The following is an 18,769-nucleotide window of genomic DNA, read 5'->3' on the forward strand; positions in this document are numbered from 1 at the left end:
GACTTATGAGATTAACGCTATGCAGAAAGCGATTTCTGTGGCTGGCCCTTGCATTGCCCTGGGCGACGTTTCCCGCAAGCGGGCAGGCTACTATCCTGGCACGCGGGGACCAGGAATCGAAAACGGTATCCGCAAATGCACCCCAGGTCGCGTTAGCCGATGCACTGACAGATCTGGAGAAACAATACCAGGTCACTTTTGCCTACCAGAAAGGCCACATTTCCGGAAAACGTATATCAAGACCGTTATCAAAAGGCGAATCGCTTGATAAGTATTTAAAAGAGGTACTGTCACCGCTCAACCTGACATTTGAAAAGATCCACAAAACGTACATCATTTCTGAATCCGCCAAACCCGTACCGGTAAAAAAAGCATCGCATCCCGAGCAAAATTCCAATGCATCGATCGACATCCGCGTAAAGGGAAAAGTGACGGCCAAAGATGACGGCAGCGCGCTTGCCGGCGTGAATATCGTGATCAAAGGAACGCAAATCGGTACGACTACGGATACGGAAGGCAGCTATGCCATTCAGGTGCCGGCGGCGGAATCGGTGTTGGTATTCTCTTTTTTAGGTTTTGCGACGCATGAAGTCGTTGTTCAGGCACAGACGACGCTGGATGTGGCCCTGATCGCCGATACCAGGCAATTAAGCGAGGTGGTGGTCACAGCGGCGGGGATTGAAAGGCAGTCCGGGACATTGGGGTACTCGGTATCCACCCTTAAAGCAGGTGACGTATCGCAGAAGAATGAACCGGACCCGATGCGGGCGCTCACGGGCAAACTCGCAGGGGTTAATATCCAGGGCGGCGGCGGTGTGGCCGGAGGCTCGACCAATGTGACCATTCGAGGTAATTCGTCGCTGGGCAATAACAATCAGCCGCTTTATGTAGTCGACGGTGTCCCATTTGACAATTCTACTTATGCGCCATCGGGCGACAGGCAGACGCAAAGCAACCAGTCTACCGCCAGCCGCGCATTCGATATCGATCCCAATAATATCCAGAGCCTGACAGTATTGAAAGGCGCCGCGGCGGCGGCATTGTACGGTTCCCGTGCTGCGAACGGGGCCATCATCATTACGACAAAAGCATCCTCGAAAAAGGGCAAGAAAGGCACCGAGATTACCTACAACTCCTCATTTTCACTGGAAGAAATCGCCGGCTTGCCCGATTACCAGCACACCTACGGCCAGGGCACGAACTTCGATTACCGTTCCGCTGTCTATGGATCAAACGGCTCGGCTTACAGCAGCCGGCCTACCATCCCCCACCCGCTTGCCCGGCCGGGATACAATTCGACGGATTTCCCTTCATTCTATATGGCCGACGGCATTACGCCGGTCCAGGTTCCCTATCAATCTTACGCCGGGAAAAGCCAGCGGGACTTTTTCAGGACCGGCTCGGTACTCGAAAATGCATTGACCGTCAACAGCGGCAGCGAAAAAGGAAACTTTACAATTGGTCTGGGCCGTACGACCAACAAAGGTATTGTGCCGGGTAATGAGATTTCCCGGACGTCATTCAACGTAGGTGGCAACATCCGTCTTGACAACAAGTTTTACGCAAGAGGAACGATCAACTACGTGATGACCGACCAGAAAAGTCCTCCTATTGGCGGAAGCGGCGATATTATGAGCAACTTGTATTATCTGCCCACCAGTTACGACCTGTCCGGCCTTCCGTTTGAAAACCCTAATACGGGAGCCAATGTGTACGACCGCGACGGTTTGGATAACCCCTACTGGTCGGTGCGCCATAGCCCTTCGACATCCAATGTCGACCGGTATTACGGTAATTTTGTCCTCGGCTTTGATCCGGCACCCTGGTTAAATATCCAGAATACCGCCGGATTCAATGCGTATACCGACCGCCGGATGAGTGTCCTGGGTAAAGGTTCTTCGGTTTATGCGAACGGGACGATCAATACCGACAATATTTACCGTCAGGAGCTCGACAACACGCTTCTTTTAACTGTCACCAAAGACCTTGGGCCAAACCTCGCGCTCCGGGCCATTCTGGGAAACAATATCAACCAGAGAAAAACGGAAAGGTCTGCATTCAGCGGCGATAATATCATTACACCCGGAATCAACGATATCAGTAACACTTCTACCATCACACTGGGCAGTTTACCCAACAACAGGGCTCGCATCAAACAGCGCTATTATGCTTTTTTTACAGATATCACCCTGGATTACAAAAAGTTTGCCTCTTTGAACATTGTCGGCAGGAACGATGTGTCGTCGACACTTCCCGCGCAAAACCGAAGCTATTTCTATGGAGGTGCCAATGGCTCGTTTGTATTTACGGAAGCATTCAAGATACGCAGCAAAGCGCTTACCTCCGGAAAAATCCGGCTGGGCTACACCAGGGTCGGCAACGAGGCTAATCCTTATCTGACTACCAATGTGTACACGGCCAATGCGGATGCCAACGGGTTGGGCGCCCCATTCTCAAACGGCATCGTCACCAATGTGAGCACGCTGACGATGTCGGACATTCTCACCAATGCCAACCTGAAACCCGAGTTTATCACCGAATTTGAAACAGGGACAAACCTTGAATTTTTCAACGGGCGCTTCTCTTTCGATCTGACTTATTATCACAAAAAAAGTACGTCGCAGATATTTACCGTAAAATCCGCACCCTCCACCGGTTCCACCGACAGGATCATCAACCTGGGACAGACTTCGAACCGCGGCATCGAGGTAACACTCGGTGGTACGGCCATCGAAGCACCGAACGGGTTCAGATGGGAAGTCGACGCCAATTTTACAAGGAACCGGAATATGGTCGACGACCTGGGCGGATATGCCCAGCTTGTGTATGGCAACAATGTACACATCGCCGGGCAGCCATACGGACAGATTTACCGGGCCCGATATGCCAGGGATGAAGAAGGCAATATTCTCGTCAATCCGCAGACGGCCAAACCAATCTCGGCCTCCACTTCCGGGGTAGTAGGAAACCCCAATCCCGATTTTGTCGCCGGGATCAGCAATACGTTATCCTGGAAGAAGTTCACGTTCGGCGTGCTGTTCGACTGGAAACAAGGCGGTTCCATTTATTCAAGCAACGTGGGCGAGGCCATGGCACGCGGTGTGAGCAAAGACACCGAGGACCGTTACCGGATGCTTATTGCGCCCGGAGTGCTGGGTGATGTAAATACTTTAAGCCCGATTCTGGACGAGAATGGTAACAAGATCCCCAATAACACCGCCATTACGGTGATCGACTACTATTTCTCCGGTGGTTATGGTCCGGGAGGGGTTGCAGAAGGATCTGTTTTCGATGCTACGGTATTCCGCTTGCGGGAAGTTTCGCTGGGTTACCAGGTACCGGCATCCTTGCTGAGCAAGACCCCGTTCGGAGCGATATCCATCTCGCTGAGTGGCAGAAACCTCTGGTACAATGCCCCCAACTTTCCTAAATATTTGAATTACGATCCGGAAGTAAGCACAGGAGCGGCCAACAACGGTGGTGCCGACGCTTACGGAGTGCCGACGACGCGCCGGTACGGAGTGAATTTACGGATCAGCTTTTAATCCAGTTCAAACAAATAGTATCATGAGAGGAAAATTCAAAATATCCGGAATCCTTCTGTTTGTAGTGCTGATGATAGCCAGTTCATGCAGTGATTTCGTCGATATCAACAACGACCCCAACAATCCCACTGAGCCGACGCTGGCATTGCTCCTGCCTGCCACCCAAATGTCACTTGCAGGTTATTTCAACGCGGTGAATACCGGCGGTTCCGCCGTGATGCAGCATTTCGCGTCAGGTAACCTGAACCGCTGGAACCAAAGCGGATCGACGTTTTCCACAGCCTGGTCCGGGTTCTATACGGCCACACTGCCCGATCTGGAAACTATTATCAGGGAAGGAACGGCCCAGCAGGCATGGGGTTATGTGGCGATTGCCAAACTCCAAAAAGCGTATCTGTACAGCATTATGGTCGATTTATGGGGCGATGTACCCTATTCGCAGGCCGTGGGCGAGTTTACAGACCCTGCACTAGACAAGGGCGCCACCATTTATGCGAGCCTTTTTGAACTGATCGATCAGGCGCTGGCGGATATGGAGAAAGGTTTTACCGTAGCGGCCGGTTCGGATGTTTTCTATCAGGGCTCGAAACTCGGATGGCAGCGCATGGCCAATTCCCTAAAACTTAAAATGCTTATCCAGACAAGGCTGGTTGACCCTGCGAAAGCAACCGCCGGGATTAAGGCCCTTCTTACAGGCGACGTCCCTTTGATCACGGATAACGCACATGATTTTGTATTTCAATATGGCACGAATGTGACGCCTAATGCGCGCCATCCGTGGTACACGAGTTGGTACAGTTCGGGTCGGGGCGGTTATGTGAGTATGCCCTTGGTTAATAAATTGAAGGATAGCGACGACCCAAGGCTACGCTACTACGTGTTCCGTCAGAATGCCAATGTCGGCCTGGCCAATTCGATGAACGGGGAAGGTTTCTATGGCCGCGAACCCGGTGATGGCACTGCTTCACCTGCCGACGCGAACACACGGGCGCTGATCGGCATTTACCCGGCCGCCGGATTGTATGACAACGGCACGATCAAGTCACTGACGGCTTCGCATATATACCTGAACAACACTGGCGCAGTATCCACAACGACATCCAATTCTTTTAAAATCCCACTTTCCACTTCGGGAGACGGCACGGGCGCAGGCATTCTACCGCTCATTACCAGCTCCATGGTTAATTTCATGCGTGCCGAGGCCGCATTGGCACTCGGAACCGGCGAGGATGCGGCGCAACTTGTAGCCGACGCGGTTGCGGGGCACCTCAACAGGGTGAGCACATTGGCGGGGGCCAACAAGGGTACCGTGATGCCTGCCTCAACCATCACAGGTTTTACCGAAAGGATCAAAACCCAGTTCACGGGCGCCAGCGAGGCCGGTAAAATGGATATTTTGATGACCCAGAAATGGATCGCGCTTTTTGGGAACGGAATCGAGTCCTATAATGATTACCGCCGGACCGGTCTGCCTAAACTCAGCGATCTGGTATCTCCGCTCGACGTGTTCCCGATGCGGTTTTATTATTCGGAAACCGAACTTACTTCGAACGAATTGCTGATCGCCGACCGGGAAGCTATTCAGCGCGCGCAGCAGACGACCCCGGTATTCTGGGACAAGTGATTTCCAAAAAACAGGTAAAAACCTTTAAGAAGACAGGTATGAAAAAGTTTTTTGTATACATATTATTAATCACCACCATCGTGACCGATGCCTGCAAAAAGGTCGAATACGACTGGGAAAAATATACCACCGCCGCCACTCCCGACGTGACGGTGAATCTTGCCAAATCGGCACTGCCGACCGTGGCGACAGGCAATGTATCGTTTTTCAATATGAAGGATCCCGATTATGCTACCAGGCAGGAATTCGAATGGACGTTGGCTTACCATGATTTTGGAAGAACCACCGTACAGTCCATCGAAGTGTACCTGAGTTTTAATAAAAAAGAATCCAGCCCGCCAGCCTACCCGATTACTTTCTCGCTTGCGGGAGAATATCCGAGCATCCGTCAGTTCCCGCTTCCGAGCACGGTGCTGCCGAGCGATAAGCTGTTCGAGACGGTAACGAGTTTTCCAAAAACCTTTACGCATACCCCCGCGCAACTGGCCGCATTCACGGGTACGGACCTGGCAAAAGTTGGTGTAAACGACTATTTTCTGTTCAAGTTCATTCTCACAATGGGTGATGGCAGAAGAATCGTGCAATACCAGGAAAATGGCTGCGACGAGTCACGCGGGGAGCCTTGCGACTGCCGTGTGGGTGTACGGTTTAAAAATCAGTAACATTCTGAATCTTCAATAATCGATTATGGTACGGAAACGTTTTCTCTTACTACTTTTTGTCGTTTTATCCTCTGCTTCCCAGGCACAGAAAATCCCGACGCCCAAAGAACATTTCGGGTTCGATATCGGCGAGGATTACAAGCTGGCTACATTTACCCAGGCAGAGGCCTATTTTAAAAAGGTAGCCGCAATCTCCGATCGCGTCAAGTTCGTCGACATTGGCCCTACCGAAGAAGGTCGCAGGCAGCCGATGATGATCGTTACCTCGCCTGCAAACCTGAAAAAGATCGATCGTTACAAGGAAATATCCCAGAAGCTGGCAAGGGCGGAGCTTTCGGATGCGGAAGCCAGGGCACTGGTAGCAGAAGGCAAGCCGGTGATCTGGATCGACGGTGGCCTGCACGCCACGGAAACGGTAGGCTCTCACCAACTGATCGAAACCTATTACCAGCTCGTAAGCCGCAACGACCCGGAAACGATGAAGATCCTCGACGATGTGATCATCCTGCTCTCACAGGTAAATCCCGACGGGCAGGAGCTCGTGGCGGACTGGTATATGAACCAGGCCGACCCCAAAAAGCGCAATATGAACATACCGAGGCTGTACCAGAAGTATATCGGCCACGATAATAACCGGGATTTTTTCATGATGAATATGAAAGAGACCACCAACACGTCCATGCAGCAATACGTGGAGTGGCTCCCGCAGGTGATCTATAACCACCATCAGACATCGCCCGTCGGGTCTGTGGTGGCAGGCCCTCCCTACCGTGACCCGTTCAATCACGTTCTGGATCCGCTGATCATCACCAGTATCGAGGGTGTCGCGGCTTCGATGATCAACCGGCTGCATGTGGAGGATAAGCCCGGCTATACCCGATTGGCAGGCTCGGTTTTTTCAACCTGGTGGAATGGCGGTCTGCGCACCACCCCCTATTTTCATAACATTGTCGGTATCCTGACCGAGATAACCGGTAATCCCACACCAGCCACGATCCCCATTGTGCCTGACAGGCTCATACCCAACAATGCGAACCCGTTCCCGGTCATGCCGCAGAAGTGGCTGTACAGGCGGTCGATCGACTATTCGGTTTCACTGAATTATGGTGTGCTGAATTACGCGCGTCGAAACGGGGACGAACTTCTGTATAACATCTACAAAATGGGCCGCAACTCCATCGAAAGGGGTAATAAAGATACCTGGACGCTTTATCCAAAATATGCTGAGACGGTTACCAGCCGTTTTGAGGCCTCCAAAAAGACCGCTCCCGCCACGCCGCGTCCCCGGCCCGACACGACAGATCTGTCATCGGACCGGCCCAATGCCAATACGATCCCCCAGACGTTCTTCGATACCGTATATACCAATCCGGCGCTCCGTGATCCGCGTGGCTTTATTCTCGCCGCCGATCAGGCCGATTTCCCGACAGCCGTCAAGTTCATTAATGCATTGATCAAATCGGGCATACTCGTTCACAGGGCCACGGCCGCCTTTACAGTTGAAGGGAAAAATTATCCGGCAGGCTCCTACATTGTGAAAACCAATCAGGCATTTCGCCCGCACGTGCTCGATATGTTTGAGCCACAGAATCACCCCAACGACTTCGCTTACCCGGGTGGCCCGCCCATTCGTCCTTACGATTCAGCCGGCTGGACATTGGCATTTCAGATGGGTGTAACATTCGACAGGATTCTCAACAGCTTCGACGGCCCGTTCGAGCGTATTCCATATGGACAAATCCAATCACCGCCGGAAGTAAAAAGTCCTGTTTCAAAGGGAGGATATCTCGTCGACGCACGTGTTAACAATGCTTTTATGGTTATCAACGATCTGCTGAAAGGCGGCATTGAAATATATCGTGTCCGTGACAGTTCCGCAGCGGCCCCGGCGGGTTCATTTTTTGTTCCTGCCAAAGGAAAAACCATTCTGGACGAAGCCGGAACGAATTATGGTGTGAAAGGAAAACCGGTTTCCTCCCGCCCCGCAGCCTCGGTGAAGATCAGCCCGGCGCGTATTGCGTTGTTCGACAACTATGGTGGATCGATGCCCTCGGGATGGGTACGCTGGTTGATGGAGCAATATAACTTCCCTTATACGCTCATTTACCCGCAGGACATCGATAAAGGAGAACTATCCTCGAAATACGATGTGATCCTTTTCATCAGCGGCGGCATTCCTTCGGTAGCCGCAGGCGGTGGGGAAGGTTTCCGGGGAGGACGGCAGCCGAAACCGGAAGAGGTATCGGAAGAGTTCCGGCCGTGGCTGGGTAATGTAACGATCGCCAAATCGATCCCGGAGCTGAAAAAGTTCATGGAGGCGGGCGGACAGGTTGTGACGGTGGGAAGCAGTACCGCGCTTGCATACCACCTGGCGCTGCCCGTGAGCAATGCGCTTGTGGAAGTGAATGCAAAAGGGGAAGCAAAAAACCTGACCGGCGAACGCTATTACATTCCGGGCAGTATTTTGAAGGTCGCATTCGACACGAGCGCGCCCGCAAACTGGGGTATGATGCGCGAGGCGGATGTCGTGTTCGCCAACAGTCCCGTATTCCATATCCGTCCTGATGCGGCGACGCAAGGGCTGCGACCTTTGGCATGGTTTGCTTCGGAAAAACCGCTGGTAAGCGGCTGGGCCTGGGGCGAAACTTATCTCAAAAACGGTGTGGTGGCATTCGAGGCCCGGATCGGGAAAGGGAAACTCTATGCCTTTGGCCCGGAGATCACATTCCGGGGCCAGGCGCACGGCACTTTCAAGTTGTTATTCAATGAATTATATAAAACAAACCTGACCCAATGAGAAATAACTTTAACCGACTGCTCTTCATACTCCTGATTTTTAGCAGGGCCGTATTCGCGCAGGTTCCTACGCCTAAGGAGCATTTTGGCTTCAATATCGGTGACGATTACATGCTCGCGAATTTCACCCAGACGGAAGCCTATTTCAAAAAACTGGAAAAAGCCTCCGACCGCCTGAAATTGACGGTGATCGGCAAAACCGAAGAAGGCCGTGACCAGCACATGCTGATCGTTTCTTCGCCCGAAAACCTGAAAAAACTGGATCGGTATAAAGAGATTTCTTCCAAAATGGCCCGCGCGGAAGGTATCAGCCAGGAACAGGCCGCAGCCATGGCGGCCGAAGGCAAGGCTGTGGTGTGGATCGATGGCGGCCTGCACGCTACCGAAGTGGTGGGCATTCACCAACTGATCGAGACGATTTACCAGGTATTGTCCAGGAATGATGCCGAAACGAAACGTATTCTGGACAAAGTGATCATCCTCTTCACACACGCTAACCCGGACGGACAAGAGCTGACCTCCAATTGGTACATGCGTGAAACCGATCCGTTGAAGCGCAAGAACGAAAACCTCCCGCGCCTGTATCAAAAATACATCGGCCATGACAACAACCGTGATTTCTATATTCAGAACATGCAGGAAAGCCGCAACATGGGCTATCAGCTTTTTGTAGAATGGATCCCGCAAATCATGTACAATCACCACCAGCGCGGCCCGGCCGGCTCTGTTCTGGCTGGTCCGCCCTACCGCGACCCATTCAATTACGTATTTGACCCTATGATGGTCACAGGCATCGACGCTGTGGGTGCGGCCATGTATACCCGTCTTAATGCAGAGAACAAACCCGGTTTCACCCGCCTCAACGGATCGAGCTTTTCTACCTGGTACAATGGCGGTCTGCGCACCACAACGCATTTCCATAACATGATCGGCCTGCTGACGGAGATCATTGGAGGACCCACACCCGAAGAAGTACCGCTTGTACCCGAGCGCCTCATTCCCAATAACAATACGCCTTTTCCGGTAACGCCTCAGAAAAAGTGGCATTTCAAACAATCTATCGATTATTCTGTTTCCCTGAACTTCTCGGTCCTGGATTACGCCGCCCGCAACAGCGACCATTTGCTATATAACATTTACACCATGGGCAAAAATTCGATCGGGAAAGGGAACAGCGATTACTGGACGCCTTCGCCAAAACGGGTGGAGGAAATCAATAAGGCCTACAAAGCGGATCAGGCCAAATCAAAAAAACCGGAAGCTTCGAACAGTTTCAATGCAGCCTACGGCGGGAGTTTCCGTGGCGGTAGCGTGCCTTCGAAATATTACGAAACCGTTTTCGAAGCACCAGCCCGTCGCGACCCACGGGGGTACATCATCCCCTCGGACCAGCCCGATTTTCCTACCGCGGTGAAATACATCAACGCATTGGTCCGCACCGGCATTCAGATCGAAAAAGCGACCGCTGCATTTACAGTGGCCGGCAAAACTTACCCGGCTGGCTCGTATGTCGTAAAGACCGCACAGGCATTTCGCCCGCACATTCTGGATATGTTTGAGCCACAGGATTATCCCAATGATTTCCAATATCCCGGTGGCCCTCCGATCAGACCTTATGACGCGGCTGGCTGGACACTGGCGTATCAAATGGGTGTAAAATTCGACCGCATCCTCGAAGGTTTCGACGGTCCGTTTGAAAAACTACCGTACGGACAATTACAAACTCCCCCGGCAAAAATATCATCCGGCGGGGCAGGTTATGTGATCAATGCGAGCATTAACGATGCATTTATTGTCGTCAACGACCTGCTGAAAGCCGGGGCGGAAGTGTACCGCCTGGCAGACGGAACATTTTATATCCCGCAGAGCGCCAAGGCAAAGGCCGCGATCGCTAATTCGGCAAAGACATTTGGTGTCGACATCAATGCGGCGGCGAAAAAACCTGCTGGAAGTATGCAGAAAGTTGCTCCGTTGAAAATTGCGCTTTGGGATACTTATGGCGGCTCGATGCCATCGGGATGGGTGCGCTGGATGCTCGAACAGTATCACTTCCCATTCACCGTAGTCTTTCCAAAAGAAATAGACGCAGGCGAACTTCGTAAAAAGTACGACGTGATCGTTTTCGTGACCCGTGCCATTTCGGCACCGTCGGCCAGGGATTCGGCCATGACCGCCGCATTCCGTGGAAGAGGTCCAAAAGAAGAAGAAGTTCCCGCTGAGTTCCGCGGGACGATGGGCTCGCTTTCGGCAGCAAAATCATATCCAGAACTGAAAAAATTCATGGAAGCCGGTGGTAAGATTGTCACGATCGGCAGCAGCACCAGCCTGGCGTATCATCTCGGTTTGCCGGTCCGCAACGCCATCACCGAGCTCACAGCGGAAGGCGAAAGCCGGCCCTTGCCCAATGAAAAATTCTTCATTCCGGGCAGCATCCTGAACGTATCGGTCGACACCACGGCGAAGGCCAACTGGGGTATGGCAGCGCAAACGGACATCTATTTCGATAACAGCCCGGTGTTTACCCTTTCACCGGAGGCCATCGCCAATGGTACCGTCAAGCCCCTTGCCTGGTTCGCCACCAATGCCCCCCTTCGCAGTGGCTGGGCCTGGGGTCAAGCCTATTTGCAGGGAGGCGTAGCCGCATTTGAGGCGAAGATCGGCTCAGGAAAACTCTACGCTTTCGGCCCGGAAATCACATTCCGCGCGCAGTCGCACGGGACGTTTAAATGGCTGATGAATCAACTTTATTGATGGGTTATTGATAGTTAAATTCAGCTTTTAAACCATGACCAATCCGAAGCGACGGTATGAAGAAACTTCACCGTCGCGGGATTGGTCATGATTTTTGATCTGACAGCTTTGTATTTTTGAGTTGAGCGCTGGCTTGTCAAGCACAGAGGAAAGACAGAGGTTGGTGAAATGGTCCCAATTTTGACATCGTCGATCAACTGATCATGTGACCTAGGGCAATGAAAACGCCATCACGTATCCGGCCGGATTTTCTTTTGTTCCGCCTACTGAAATAGCCACGTATTGCTTCCCGCCAGCCTGGTAAGTACATGCGGTTGCGTTGGCTAATGCAGGCAATGTAGTCTGCCAGAGTAGTTTTCCAGTCGACTTATCAAAAGCCCTCAATTTTTTATCCTCGGTACCGCTGATAAAGATCAAACCACCCGCCGTGACAATTGGCCCTGCTTTGCCTTCCTGACCAGTCTCAGGCGCTCCTTTAATCTGCCGTGACTCATCGTTACCTAACGGAATCTGCCATTCATATTCCCCGGTAGAAAGGTTCAACGCGTGCAATGTTCCCCAGGGTGGCTGAATGGCGGGATTGCCGCTTGGATCTTTCCAGGTTTTATACCCCGTGGCGTTCAGGTATTGATCCGCCTTTGCAAAACGCTCCGTCGTGCCTAACTGGCTCGAAAGGCTCGATTTTGCGGCGGACTCACTGCTTACTTTCGTCTGATCACCTTTAATAATGGAAATGATATCCGGGGCATCATTGGACTTGATATATAAGTAATTGGTCGCCGGATCGAAAGCAGCGCCGCCCCATTCGCCACCGCCACGCGTCCCGGGCAGTTGAAGTGTTCCTTTCAGGTCAGGCGGAGTATAAAGTCCCTCATAGCGCATAGACTTGAATTCCCTGACCAGCGAATCATGGTCTGCGGCTGAGTAACTGGTAAGGTCGGTTTCGGTGATCCACTGCCTTGCAAATGGTTTGGGTTTGACCGGAAACGGCTGGGTCGGCGATGCCTGTTCCCCAGGCAGGTTGGAAGCGGGCACCTTCCTTTCTTCAATCGGAAACAAAGGTTCGCCGGTTTCCCGGTTGAATACAAATACAAAACCTTGCTTGGTAATCTGCGCCACCGCATCGACACTTTTTCCATCACGTTGAAGCGTCACCAGGTTTGGCGGTGCTGGCAGATCATAATCCCACAGATCGTGGTGTACGGTCTGAAAATGCCAGATATGTTTGCCCGTTGCCGCATTGAGCGCTAGCACGCAGTTACCATATAGGTTTTCTCCTTTTCGATCAGTACCGTAAAAATCGTAGGAAGGCGATCCGAGGGCCAAAAACACCATTCCCCGCTTCTTGTCCAGGCTCATACCTGCCCAGTTAGTCACCCCACCCACAACCTTATACGCATCCTTCGACCAAGTTTCGTAGCCAGGTTCGCCTGGTAGCGGCACGGTATGAAATGTCCAGACCAGCTTACCCGTACGGCAATCATATGCCCTGATGTAACCAGGCTGGGCGCCATAAACGTCAGGGACCCGGCAGCCCATAATGATCAGATCGTTATAGATGATCCCGGGCGAAGTGGACGAAACATAAATATTTTCGGAAGTGTCACGCAAACCAATCCGCATATCCACTTTACCTCCGTTTCCGAAAGCACTAATTGGCTTACCATTGCTTGCATCTAATGCAAAGAGCTGGTTGTTGGCAGTGAACAAAATCCTTTTATCAGTTCCATTTTCCCAATACGTGAGCCCGCGGTTTACTTCTCCACCGCTTTCCCCACCATTGAAAGGGTCAAAAGACCAAAGCTGCTCACCCGTTTCCGCATTAACAGCGTAAGCGTGCTGGCTGGCGGAAGTGGTATACAAAACACCATCGACGATAATCGGATTAGCCTGGCTCGGCCGGGTTCCGGTTGCATTGTCTTTGATGGCGAATGTCCAGGCAGGCTTTAACTGCGCCACATTTGAAACATTGATCTGATCCAATGGGGAGTAGTTAGAGCTGCCCGCATCTGCTTTGTAAACCGACCACGTCCTGTTGTTCTCCTGGCCCTTTTTGCAGCCCGTAAAAAAAATAGGGGCAGCCAGCACAACGGATTGCGCGATGAATCCTACCAATTTCAGTTTTCTCATGATTTTGCAGTCTATATCTCTCACTATTTTTTCAATTGCAGCACATCGGACTTCGCCCCAAATGCAATCGCGTCAACATTGACCAATTCGAGTGACTTCACCATTTTTTGCGTCCCGGTTTTGTATTTGATAAAATGTGCCGTTTTCAGATGTGTTTGATATGCCTCATTGCTTGCATATATTTCCAAAACCGTTACCCGGTTCGGATGCTTCTCTTCGGTCATCGCGTAAAGGGTAAGAACGCCAGGCTCTGATTCCAACGCCGCCTGAGTATGCTCTTCGATAGCAGCTTTGTATTGATCCAGAAAATCGGGATGAATTTCAAGTTTTGCCAGGCGGACGATCCATGGACTTGCATTAATTACCTGTCCGGATAATACCCGCCCAGTTCCAGATTGCTGCTTTCCTACCTGGCTGATTACCTGGTTCGGTGAAAGGCCTGCATTAGCTCCCATGGAATTTTGCGCGTTTATGTCCATGACAAATAGCAGAATTATCCCTGTTAGAATCCATTTCGAAAATCCGGGATTGGTCATAGTTCCTATTATTTTTGATTAACAGTGGCGTATTCCTGATCTGTCACTGGCGCAAGCCAGACCACATTCTGCCCATCCTTGAAATTAGTGATGGCGATATGGACAAATTTGCTGGTCGCAGACGCCCCATGCCAGTGCTCGGTATCTTCCGGGATATTTACTACATCACCTTTTTTCAAGGCTTGCGCAGGTTTTCCCTTTTGCTGATAAAAACCTTCTCCCTCCGTAGCGATCAACACCTGACCTTTGGGGTGCGTATGCCAATTCGTACGCGCACCCGGCTCGAAGGTCACGCTACCGAGCGCGAACTCGTTGTTTTTGTCTCTGGAAGCCAGGGTATACACAAATGCATTGCCGGTGAAATAGGAAGCCGGTAGCGGCTCGCCTTTGGGAAAAATGGAAGAATTCGTTTGCTCTGACATGGTTCTCTGTTGGTTTTTGATGCTGCAACCCGTCACCCAGATCAGGATGGAGGCTGACAGAACAATGAAAATACTTTTGATGAATGTACCCATAATTTTTAGCTAGTGAATACTGTAACCGCCATCTATTACCAGCGTGTTGGTTAGCTGCACAAAGGTCATACAGTGCTGATAATCCCGACTTATACAGTTTACAGGTTTACCTACCATTTTTACAGATTCGGACTTACAGACGTGGTTAACATTCAATTACCGGTAAATTTGCATCAACAAATCACCAGGGATATGGATAACATTTTGAGGATCGACACCGTGAGCCAGCACGACGCATTTTACCACCAACAGAACCTTCATCCGCTGGTAAGCGTCATCGATTTTACCGGCAGGACGCCTGAGATGTATGCATCGAAAATGAATTTCGGCTTTTATGCAGTGTATTTAAAAGATGTAAAATGCGGTGATATGAAGTATGGTCGCCACACCTACGACTACCAGGACAGGACATTGGTTTTTGTCGCGCCGGGCCAGATCATTAATGTGGACATCAATCAGGACTATAAGCCTCAGGGATATGCGCTACTGTTTCATCCCGACCTGGTCCGGGGAACTCCGTTGGGTAAGCATATCGAGGATTACAACTTCTTTTCCTACGAGAGTAAAGAAGCGCTGCATTTATCTGAAAAAGAGCGAAAAATCGTGCTGGATTGTTTTGAGAAAATCAGGTATGAGCTCGAACAGGGAACAGACAAACACAGCAGAACGCTCATTTCCTCCAATATCGAACTGTTTTTGAACTACTGCATGCGGTTTTATGACCGCCAGTTTATTACCCGACAGGATGTCAATAGGAACAGCCTGGAAAAATTCGAGACATTACTGAGCGACTATTTTCAGTCTGACAAGGCGCAAGTCATCGGGCTGCCGTCGGTCAGCTACTGTGCAGATCAGCTGCATCTTTCAGCCAATTATTTCGGCGACTTAGTCAAAAAGGAAACAGGAAAAACCCCCACGGAATACATCCAGTTGAAAGTCATAAATCTTGCAAAAGAAAAAATCCTCGATCCAGGCAAATCCATCAGTGAAATCGCATTTGAGCTGGGCTTCAAATATCCACAGCACTTCACCAGGCTCTTTAAAAAATCGACCGGGCTTACGCCAAATGACTACCGGTCGCTGAATTGATCGATCCGTTAACATAGTGCCGTCCTTAGCGAAGAAATTGCGACAGAGTAACATGGACAATTACCAACCTCTCACAAATTCATATGTTAGAAGCGATTTCCCATTGGGTAGAAAATTTTCTTCGGAAAAAACCCAGTCGAATCCATGGTCTGCGGCAGCCCTCATAAAGTCGTTCTTATCAATTACCTTAAAGATGCCGGCAACAGATCTAATGGATTCGATTCCCGTTTTACTGACACTCTGAACACCGCTGTTTGACTGGATAGTCACACATTAATTCAATTCCGACTTGAGTTTAATGAGTGTGCCCAGAAGCGATGTGACCGGAACAAAGATTCCTTTTTGCTTTGCAGCATCAGCCATGGCAAAATTCAACGAGTCAATTTCCGTCTGCCGCTTGTTTAATAGGTCCTGATAGGTTGAGATCTTTTGACCATCCGACATTTCACTGATGTTCAATATATTCTGGACTATTTCATCCTCGGTCAAACTGATACCGTATTCCCTGGCCACAACAAGGCATTCACGAATTACTTTCCTTCCCAATTCCACGACTGACGCGTTTCGCCGAAATACGCCATTGTCCACTTCCAAAAGCGGACAAATCGAGTTAAACACGCAATTGGAAATGACCTTTTTCCAAATGAAGGGCTGTATATCAGGCTCTGTCCTGAATGAGAAAATGCTCGTATTCAGCTGCGTTACAATATTGGGCAGCATTTCTTCGGAACCGGCAATTACCCCTATTGGCGAGGCCGCCACCAACCGGAACCGCACGCTGTTCTCACCTGCCGTCTGGCTGGTCGCCATGAGTACGCATCGGTACAAGTTCTCAAAGCCCATATCTGAAAAACAGTTCTCTATATGCAATCCATTTTGCAGGAACACAATGGGTGAGTGCTTTGCCTTGGCATGCAGTTTTCGAGCAATCTGCTCATTTCCAAATGATTTATTGGTTAAAACGATCAGGCCATCGAGTTTTTCGTAACTGTTGATCGAGCTGATTTCAATGTGGGCGCTCAACAGGTCTTCGCCGGTATCCACTTCGACATGTTCACGGGATGTTCCTGTGTCATCCACCGAGCCGCGGAGAATGGTTGCGCTTCGGCCGTTAATCGCCAATGCCACCGCCAGCGCTTTGGCAATCACGCCGTTACCGATGATATAGATTTTGTTAATCTCCGATGCGTCAAAACCATTTCCTGTCTCCATAGCTAATCTATTTCAAATCAAAACATTACCCTATTTACCCAACCGACGTTCTGCGCGAAGCCAATGCGCGGATCTGCTTTTCGAGCAGATTGAATATAAGCCCGGCCATGATGAATACACAGGCTATCAGCTTCCATGAAGACAATTCTTCACCCAGGAAAAACGCGGCACTCAGAAGTCCCACGACTGGAACCAGCAATGTAAATGGCGTAACAACGGCGGTTGGATAGGTATTGAGCAGGAATCCCCAAATGCCGTAACCCACGAACGAGGATAGGTAGACGATGTAAAGCACTGCAATGACCGTCTCGGCAGTCAACCCGCGAATGGAATGCATAATCAGTTCGGGCCCTTCAAAAATATAAGACACGGTCAGCATCACAGGAGTCGCTACCAGACTTCCCCACGCAACCAGCGCTACGGGCGACTGTGCGGCGATTTTCTTGGAGAAAATGTTGCCGGTTGCCCAGGAAAGTGCCGACAGCAAGGTTAATGCAAGCCCGATGAAGGTCGTATTCCCATCCACATGGCTGGCAACGATACCAATGCCGATGAACGAGATCAGTGCACCGAAAACCTTCCAAACGCTCGGCACGTGGCCAAAGATCAATGCGGCCAGCCCCATGGAGAAAAATACCTGCACCTGAATCACCAATGACGACAAACCTGCCGGAAGCCCGAGGTACATTCCTCCGAAGAGCAGTCCGAACTGGATGGCGAATGTGAAGATGCCGTAGCCCACGATCAGCTTAAATGGCCCCTTGGGCCTGGGTAGGAAGAACACCCACGGCAAGGCGGTTAATGCGAACCGCGCTGTACATAAAAGGATCGGAGGTAATTTTTCCAAGCCAATATGAATGGCGATGAAATTCAGGCCCCAGGCAATGACCGTAACCAGGGCGAGCAAGAGATGCTTGGGTTTCAAAATCGAACTGCTGTTAGTGTTTACTTCTTTACTTGCAAAGTACCACAACAGAATGCAGTGATAACAGATATAGTTTTTTGTTTTTTGAGGGGTACAGATTTAGAGGGCTTGTTTTACAATCTTGCTGAGGTAAACAATAACCTGTGCCCAAATTTTGTCCTTAATTTCTTCTTAGTGGGTATAAATCATCGGTAGAAAATCCAGGTCCGCGCCAGCGATCAGGTTATTGGAGCCGGCATGATTGACAACCTCAACCCCCATCCACCTTTTTTGTCCAGGTCAGGATCTTTGGCTTCAAATTCTGGCCGGTAAATTCAACGATTTCCTCGATCCGCTTCCGACGCGTGTCATCCCGTTTCGCGGACGAAACCCAATACAGCAAGTGGCGCTTATCCGATTTGCTCAGCTTTTGAAAGAATGCCTCCGCCACCGCATTGCTTGCCAATGCACCGGCGAGGTCATCGGGGACAATTAGTTCTTCGATCTTATCGAGTAACGCCCAGGAACCGTTCTGTTTAGCAGCGGCAATGGCATCCAGCCCGGCCTGGCACATCCGTCCTTCCTCTGTCAGCTTCCGGATTTTCTCCTTATTGATCTTCGACCAACCTCCGCCGGGCTTTCTTTTACTAAAAAATTGCATGTACCGGTCGGCGTCGAGCGGCTTGGCAATGCTGTCGATCCAGCCAAAGCAAAGCGCCTCGTCTACTGCCTCGCTCCATGTGATGGTGGTTAGTTGTGAAGATTTTTTATGGTAAATCAGCCATACCGCGCTTTCATCTGAATGGTTTTGCTCTAACCATTCCCGCCATTCCTTGCGGTTTGCGGGGGTGAAAATTTTTGTGTCTTTGGCTGTCCTGTGCAAGATGGTCTCCCGATTCACGTCGATGCTTCTTAATTACCCTAATAATTGTCCGGTCTCAGAACGATCATATACTATTGTTCGTTTCCAAATCGGATAAACATAACTAAACAACTTCAATTTCT

At 50.6% G+C, this 18,769-nt stretch carries 12 protein-coding genes; 6 read left to right on the forward strand and 6 right to left on the reverse strand.

Annotation, left to right across the window (positions count from 1 at the left end; translation table 11 throughout):
- The first annotated feature begins 5 nt into the window (after nt 1-5).
- From BMW93_RS21105 to BMW93_RS21125, 5 genes are read left to right on the forward strand one after another with little or no spacing between them, the layout of a single operon-like run.
- Nucleotides 6-3,545 (forward strand): SusC/RagA family TonB-linked outer membrane protein, encoded by a 3,540-nt coding sequence (locus BMW93_RS21105; protein WP_090380984.1) that lies wholly within the window; start codon nt 6-8, stop codon nt 3,543-3,545.
- A gap of 22 nt (nt 3,546-3,567) precedes the next feature.
- Nucleotides 3,568-5,169 carry a SusD/RagB family nutrient-binding outer membrane lipoprotein gene (locus BMW93_RS21110; protein WP_090380986.1) on the forward strand — a complete coding sequence of 534 codons (1,602 nt, stop codon included), beginning with the start codon at nt 3,568-3,570 and terminating at the stop codon, nt 5,167-5,169.
- A 38-nt stretch (nt 5,170-5,207) separates the two neighbouring features.
- Nucleotides 5,208-5,831 (forward strand): hypothetical protein, encoded by a 624-nt coding sequence (locus BMW93_RS21115; RefSeq protein WP_090380988.1) that lies wholly within the window; start codon nt 5,208-5,210, stop codon nt 5,829-5,831.
- Nucleotides 5,832-5,856: 25 nt separating this feature from the next.
- A complete protein-coding gene (locus BMW93_RS21120; protein ID WP_090380990.1) occupies nt 5,857-8,628 on the forward strand; it encodes a M14 metallopeptidase family protein in 2,772 nt (923 codons plus the stop codon).
- Nucleotides 8,625-11,378 (forward strand): M14 metallopeptidase family protein, encoded by a 2,754-nt coding sequence (locus BMW93_RS21125; protein ID WP_090380994.1) that lies wholly within the window; start codon nt 8,625-8,627, stop codon nt 11,376-11,378. The genes BMW93_RS21120 and BMW93_RS21125 overlap by 4 nt, the downstream gene beginning before the upstream one ends.
- A 210-nt stretch (nt 11,379-11,588) precedes the next feature.
- Here BMW93_RS21125 and BMW93_RS21130 read toward each other — a convergent pair whose 3' ends face one another.
- From BMW93_RS21130 to BMW93_RS21140, 3 genes are all read right to left on the reverse strand, one after another.
- Entirely contained in the window at nt 11,589-13,508 is a 1,920-nt protein-coding gene (locus BMW93_RS21130) for a pyrroloquinoline quinone-dependent dehydrogenase (RefSeq protein ID WP_090380996.1), read from the reverse strand.
- A 23-nt stretch (nt 13,509-13,531) separates the two neighbouring features.
- Nucleotides 13,532-13,963 (reverse strand): putative quinol monooxygenase, encoded by a 432-nt coding sequence (locus BMW93_RS21135; RefSeq protein ID WP_177194155.1) that lies wholly within the window; start codon nt 13,961-13,963, stop codon nt 13,532-13,534.
- A gap of 89 nt (nt 13,964-14,052) precedes the next feature.
- Nucleotides 14,053-14,466: a cupin domain-containing protein gene (locus tag BMW93_RS21140; protein WP_090381480.1), complete on the reverse strand. Its 414-nt coding sequence runs from the start codon at nt 14,464-14,466 to the stop codon at nt 14,053-14,055.
- Between the two features lie 285 nt (nt 14,467-14,751).
- Between BMW93_RS21140 and BMW93_RS21145 the strand changes: the two genes are divergently transcribed.
- Nucleotides 14,752-15,648 carry an AraC family transcriptional regulator gene (locus BMW93_RS21145; RefSeq protein ID WP_090380998.1) on the forward strand — a complete coding sequence of 299 codons (897 nt, stop codon included), beginning with the start codon at nt 14,752-14,754 and terminating at the stop codon, nt 15,646-15,648.
- 273 nt (nt 15,649-15,921) lie between these two features.
- Here BMW93_RS21145 and BMW93_RS21155 read toward each other — a convergent pair whose 3' ends face one another.
- The 3 genes from BMW93_RS21155 to BMW93_RS21165 form a co-directional block, all read right to left on the reverse strand.
- A complete protein-coding gene (locus BMW93_RS21155; RefSeq protein ID WP_090381002.1) occupies nt 15,922-16,860 on the reverse strand; it encodes a ketopantoate reductase family protein in 939 nt (312 codons plus the stop codon).
- A gap of 34 nt (nt 16,861-16,894) precedes the next feature.
- Entirely contained in the window at nt 16,895-17,785 is an 891-nt protein-coding gene (locus BMW93_RS21160) for an EamA family transporter (protein ID WP_143061694.1), read from the reverse strand.
- 250 nt (nt 17,786-18,035) lie between these two features.
- Nucleotides 18,036-18,647 carry a YdeI family protein gene (locus tag BMW93_RS21165; RefSeq protein ID WP_177194156.1) on the reverse strand — a complete coding sequence of 204 codons (612 nt, stop codon included), beginning with the start codon at nt 18,645-18,647 and terminating at the stop codon, nt 18,036-18,038.
- Between the last annotated feature and the right edge of the window lie 122 nt (nt 18,648-18,769).

The organism is Dyadobacter sp. SG02 (genome assembly GCF_900109045.1).
Taxonomy (GTDB): domain Bacteria; phylum Bacteroidota; class Bacteroidia; order Cytophagales; family Spirosomataceae; genus Dyadobacter.

What these genes read in the sequence shown, in the direction of transcription:
- BMW93_RS21105 (WP_090380984.1), top strand. Translation starts at nt 6, where the DNA reads ATGAGATTAACGCTATGCAGAAAGCGATTTCTGTGGCTGGCCCTTGCA.
- BMW93_RS21130 (WP_090380996.1), bottom strand. Translation starts at nt 13,508, where the DNA reads ATGAGAAAACTGAAATTGGTAGGATTCATCGCGCAATCCGTTGTGCTG.
- BMW93_RS21125 (WP_090380994.1), top strand. Translation starts at nt 8,625, where the DNA reads ATGAGAAATAACTTTAACCGACTGCTCTTCATACTCCTGATTTTTAGC.
- BMW93_RS21120 (WP_090380990.1), top strand. Translation starts at nt 5,857, where the DNA reads ATGGTACGGAAACGTTTTCTCTTACTACTTTTTGTCGTTTTATCCTCT.
- BMW93_RS21145 (WP_090380998.1), top strand. Translation starts at nt 14,752, where the DNA reads ATGGATAACATTTTGAGGATCGACACCGTGAGCCAGCACGACGCATTT.
- BMW93_RS21135 (WP_177194155.1), bottom strand. Translation starts at nt 13,963, where the DNA reads ATGGGAGCTAATGCAGGCCTTTCACCGAACCAGGTAATCAGCCAGGTA.
- BMW93_RS21155 (WP_090381002.1), bottom strand. Translation starts at nt 16,860, where the DNA reads ATGGAGACAGGAAATGGTTTTGACGCATCGGAGATTAACAAAATCTAT.
- BMW93_RS21140 (WP_090381480.1), bottom strand. Translation starts at nt 14,466, where the DNA reads ATGTCAGAGCAAACGAATTCTTCCATTTTTCCCAAAGGCGAGCCGCTA.
- BMW93_RS21110 (WP_090380986.1), top strand. Translation starts at nt 3,568, where the DNA reads ATGAGAGGAAAATTCAAAATATCCGGAATCCTTCTGTTTGTAGTGCTG.
- BMW93_RS21115 (WP_090380988.1), top strand. Translation starts at nt 5,208, where the DNA reads ATGAAAAAGTTTTTTGTATACATATTATTAATCACCACCATCGTGACC.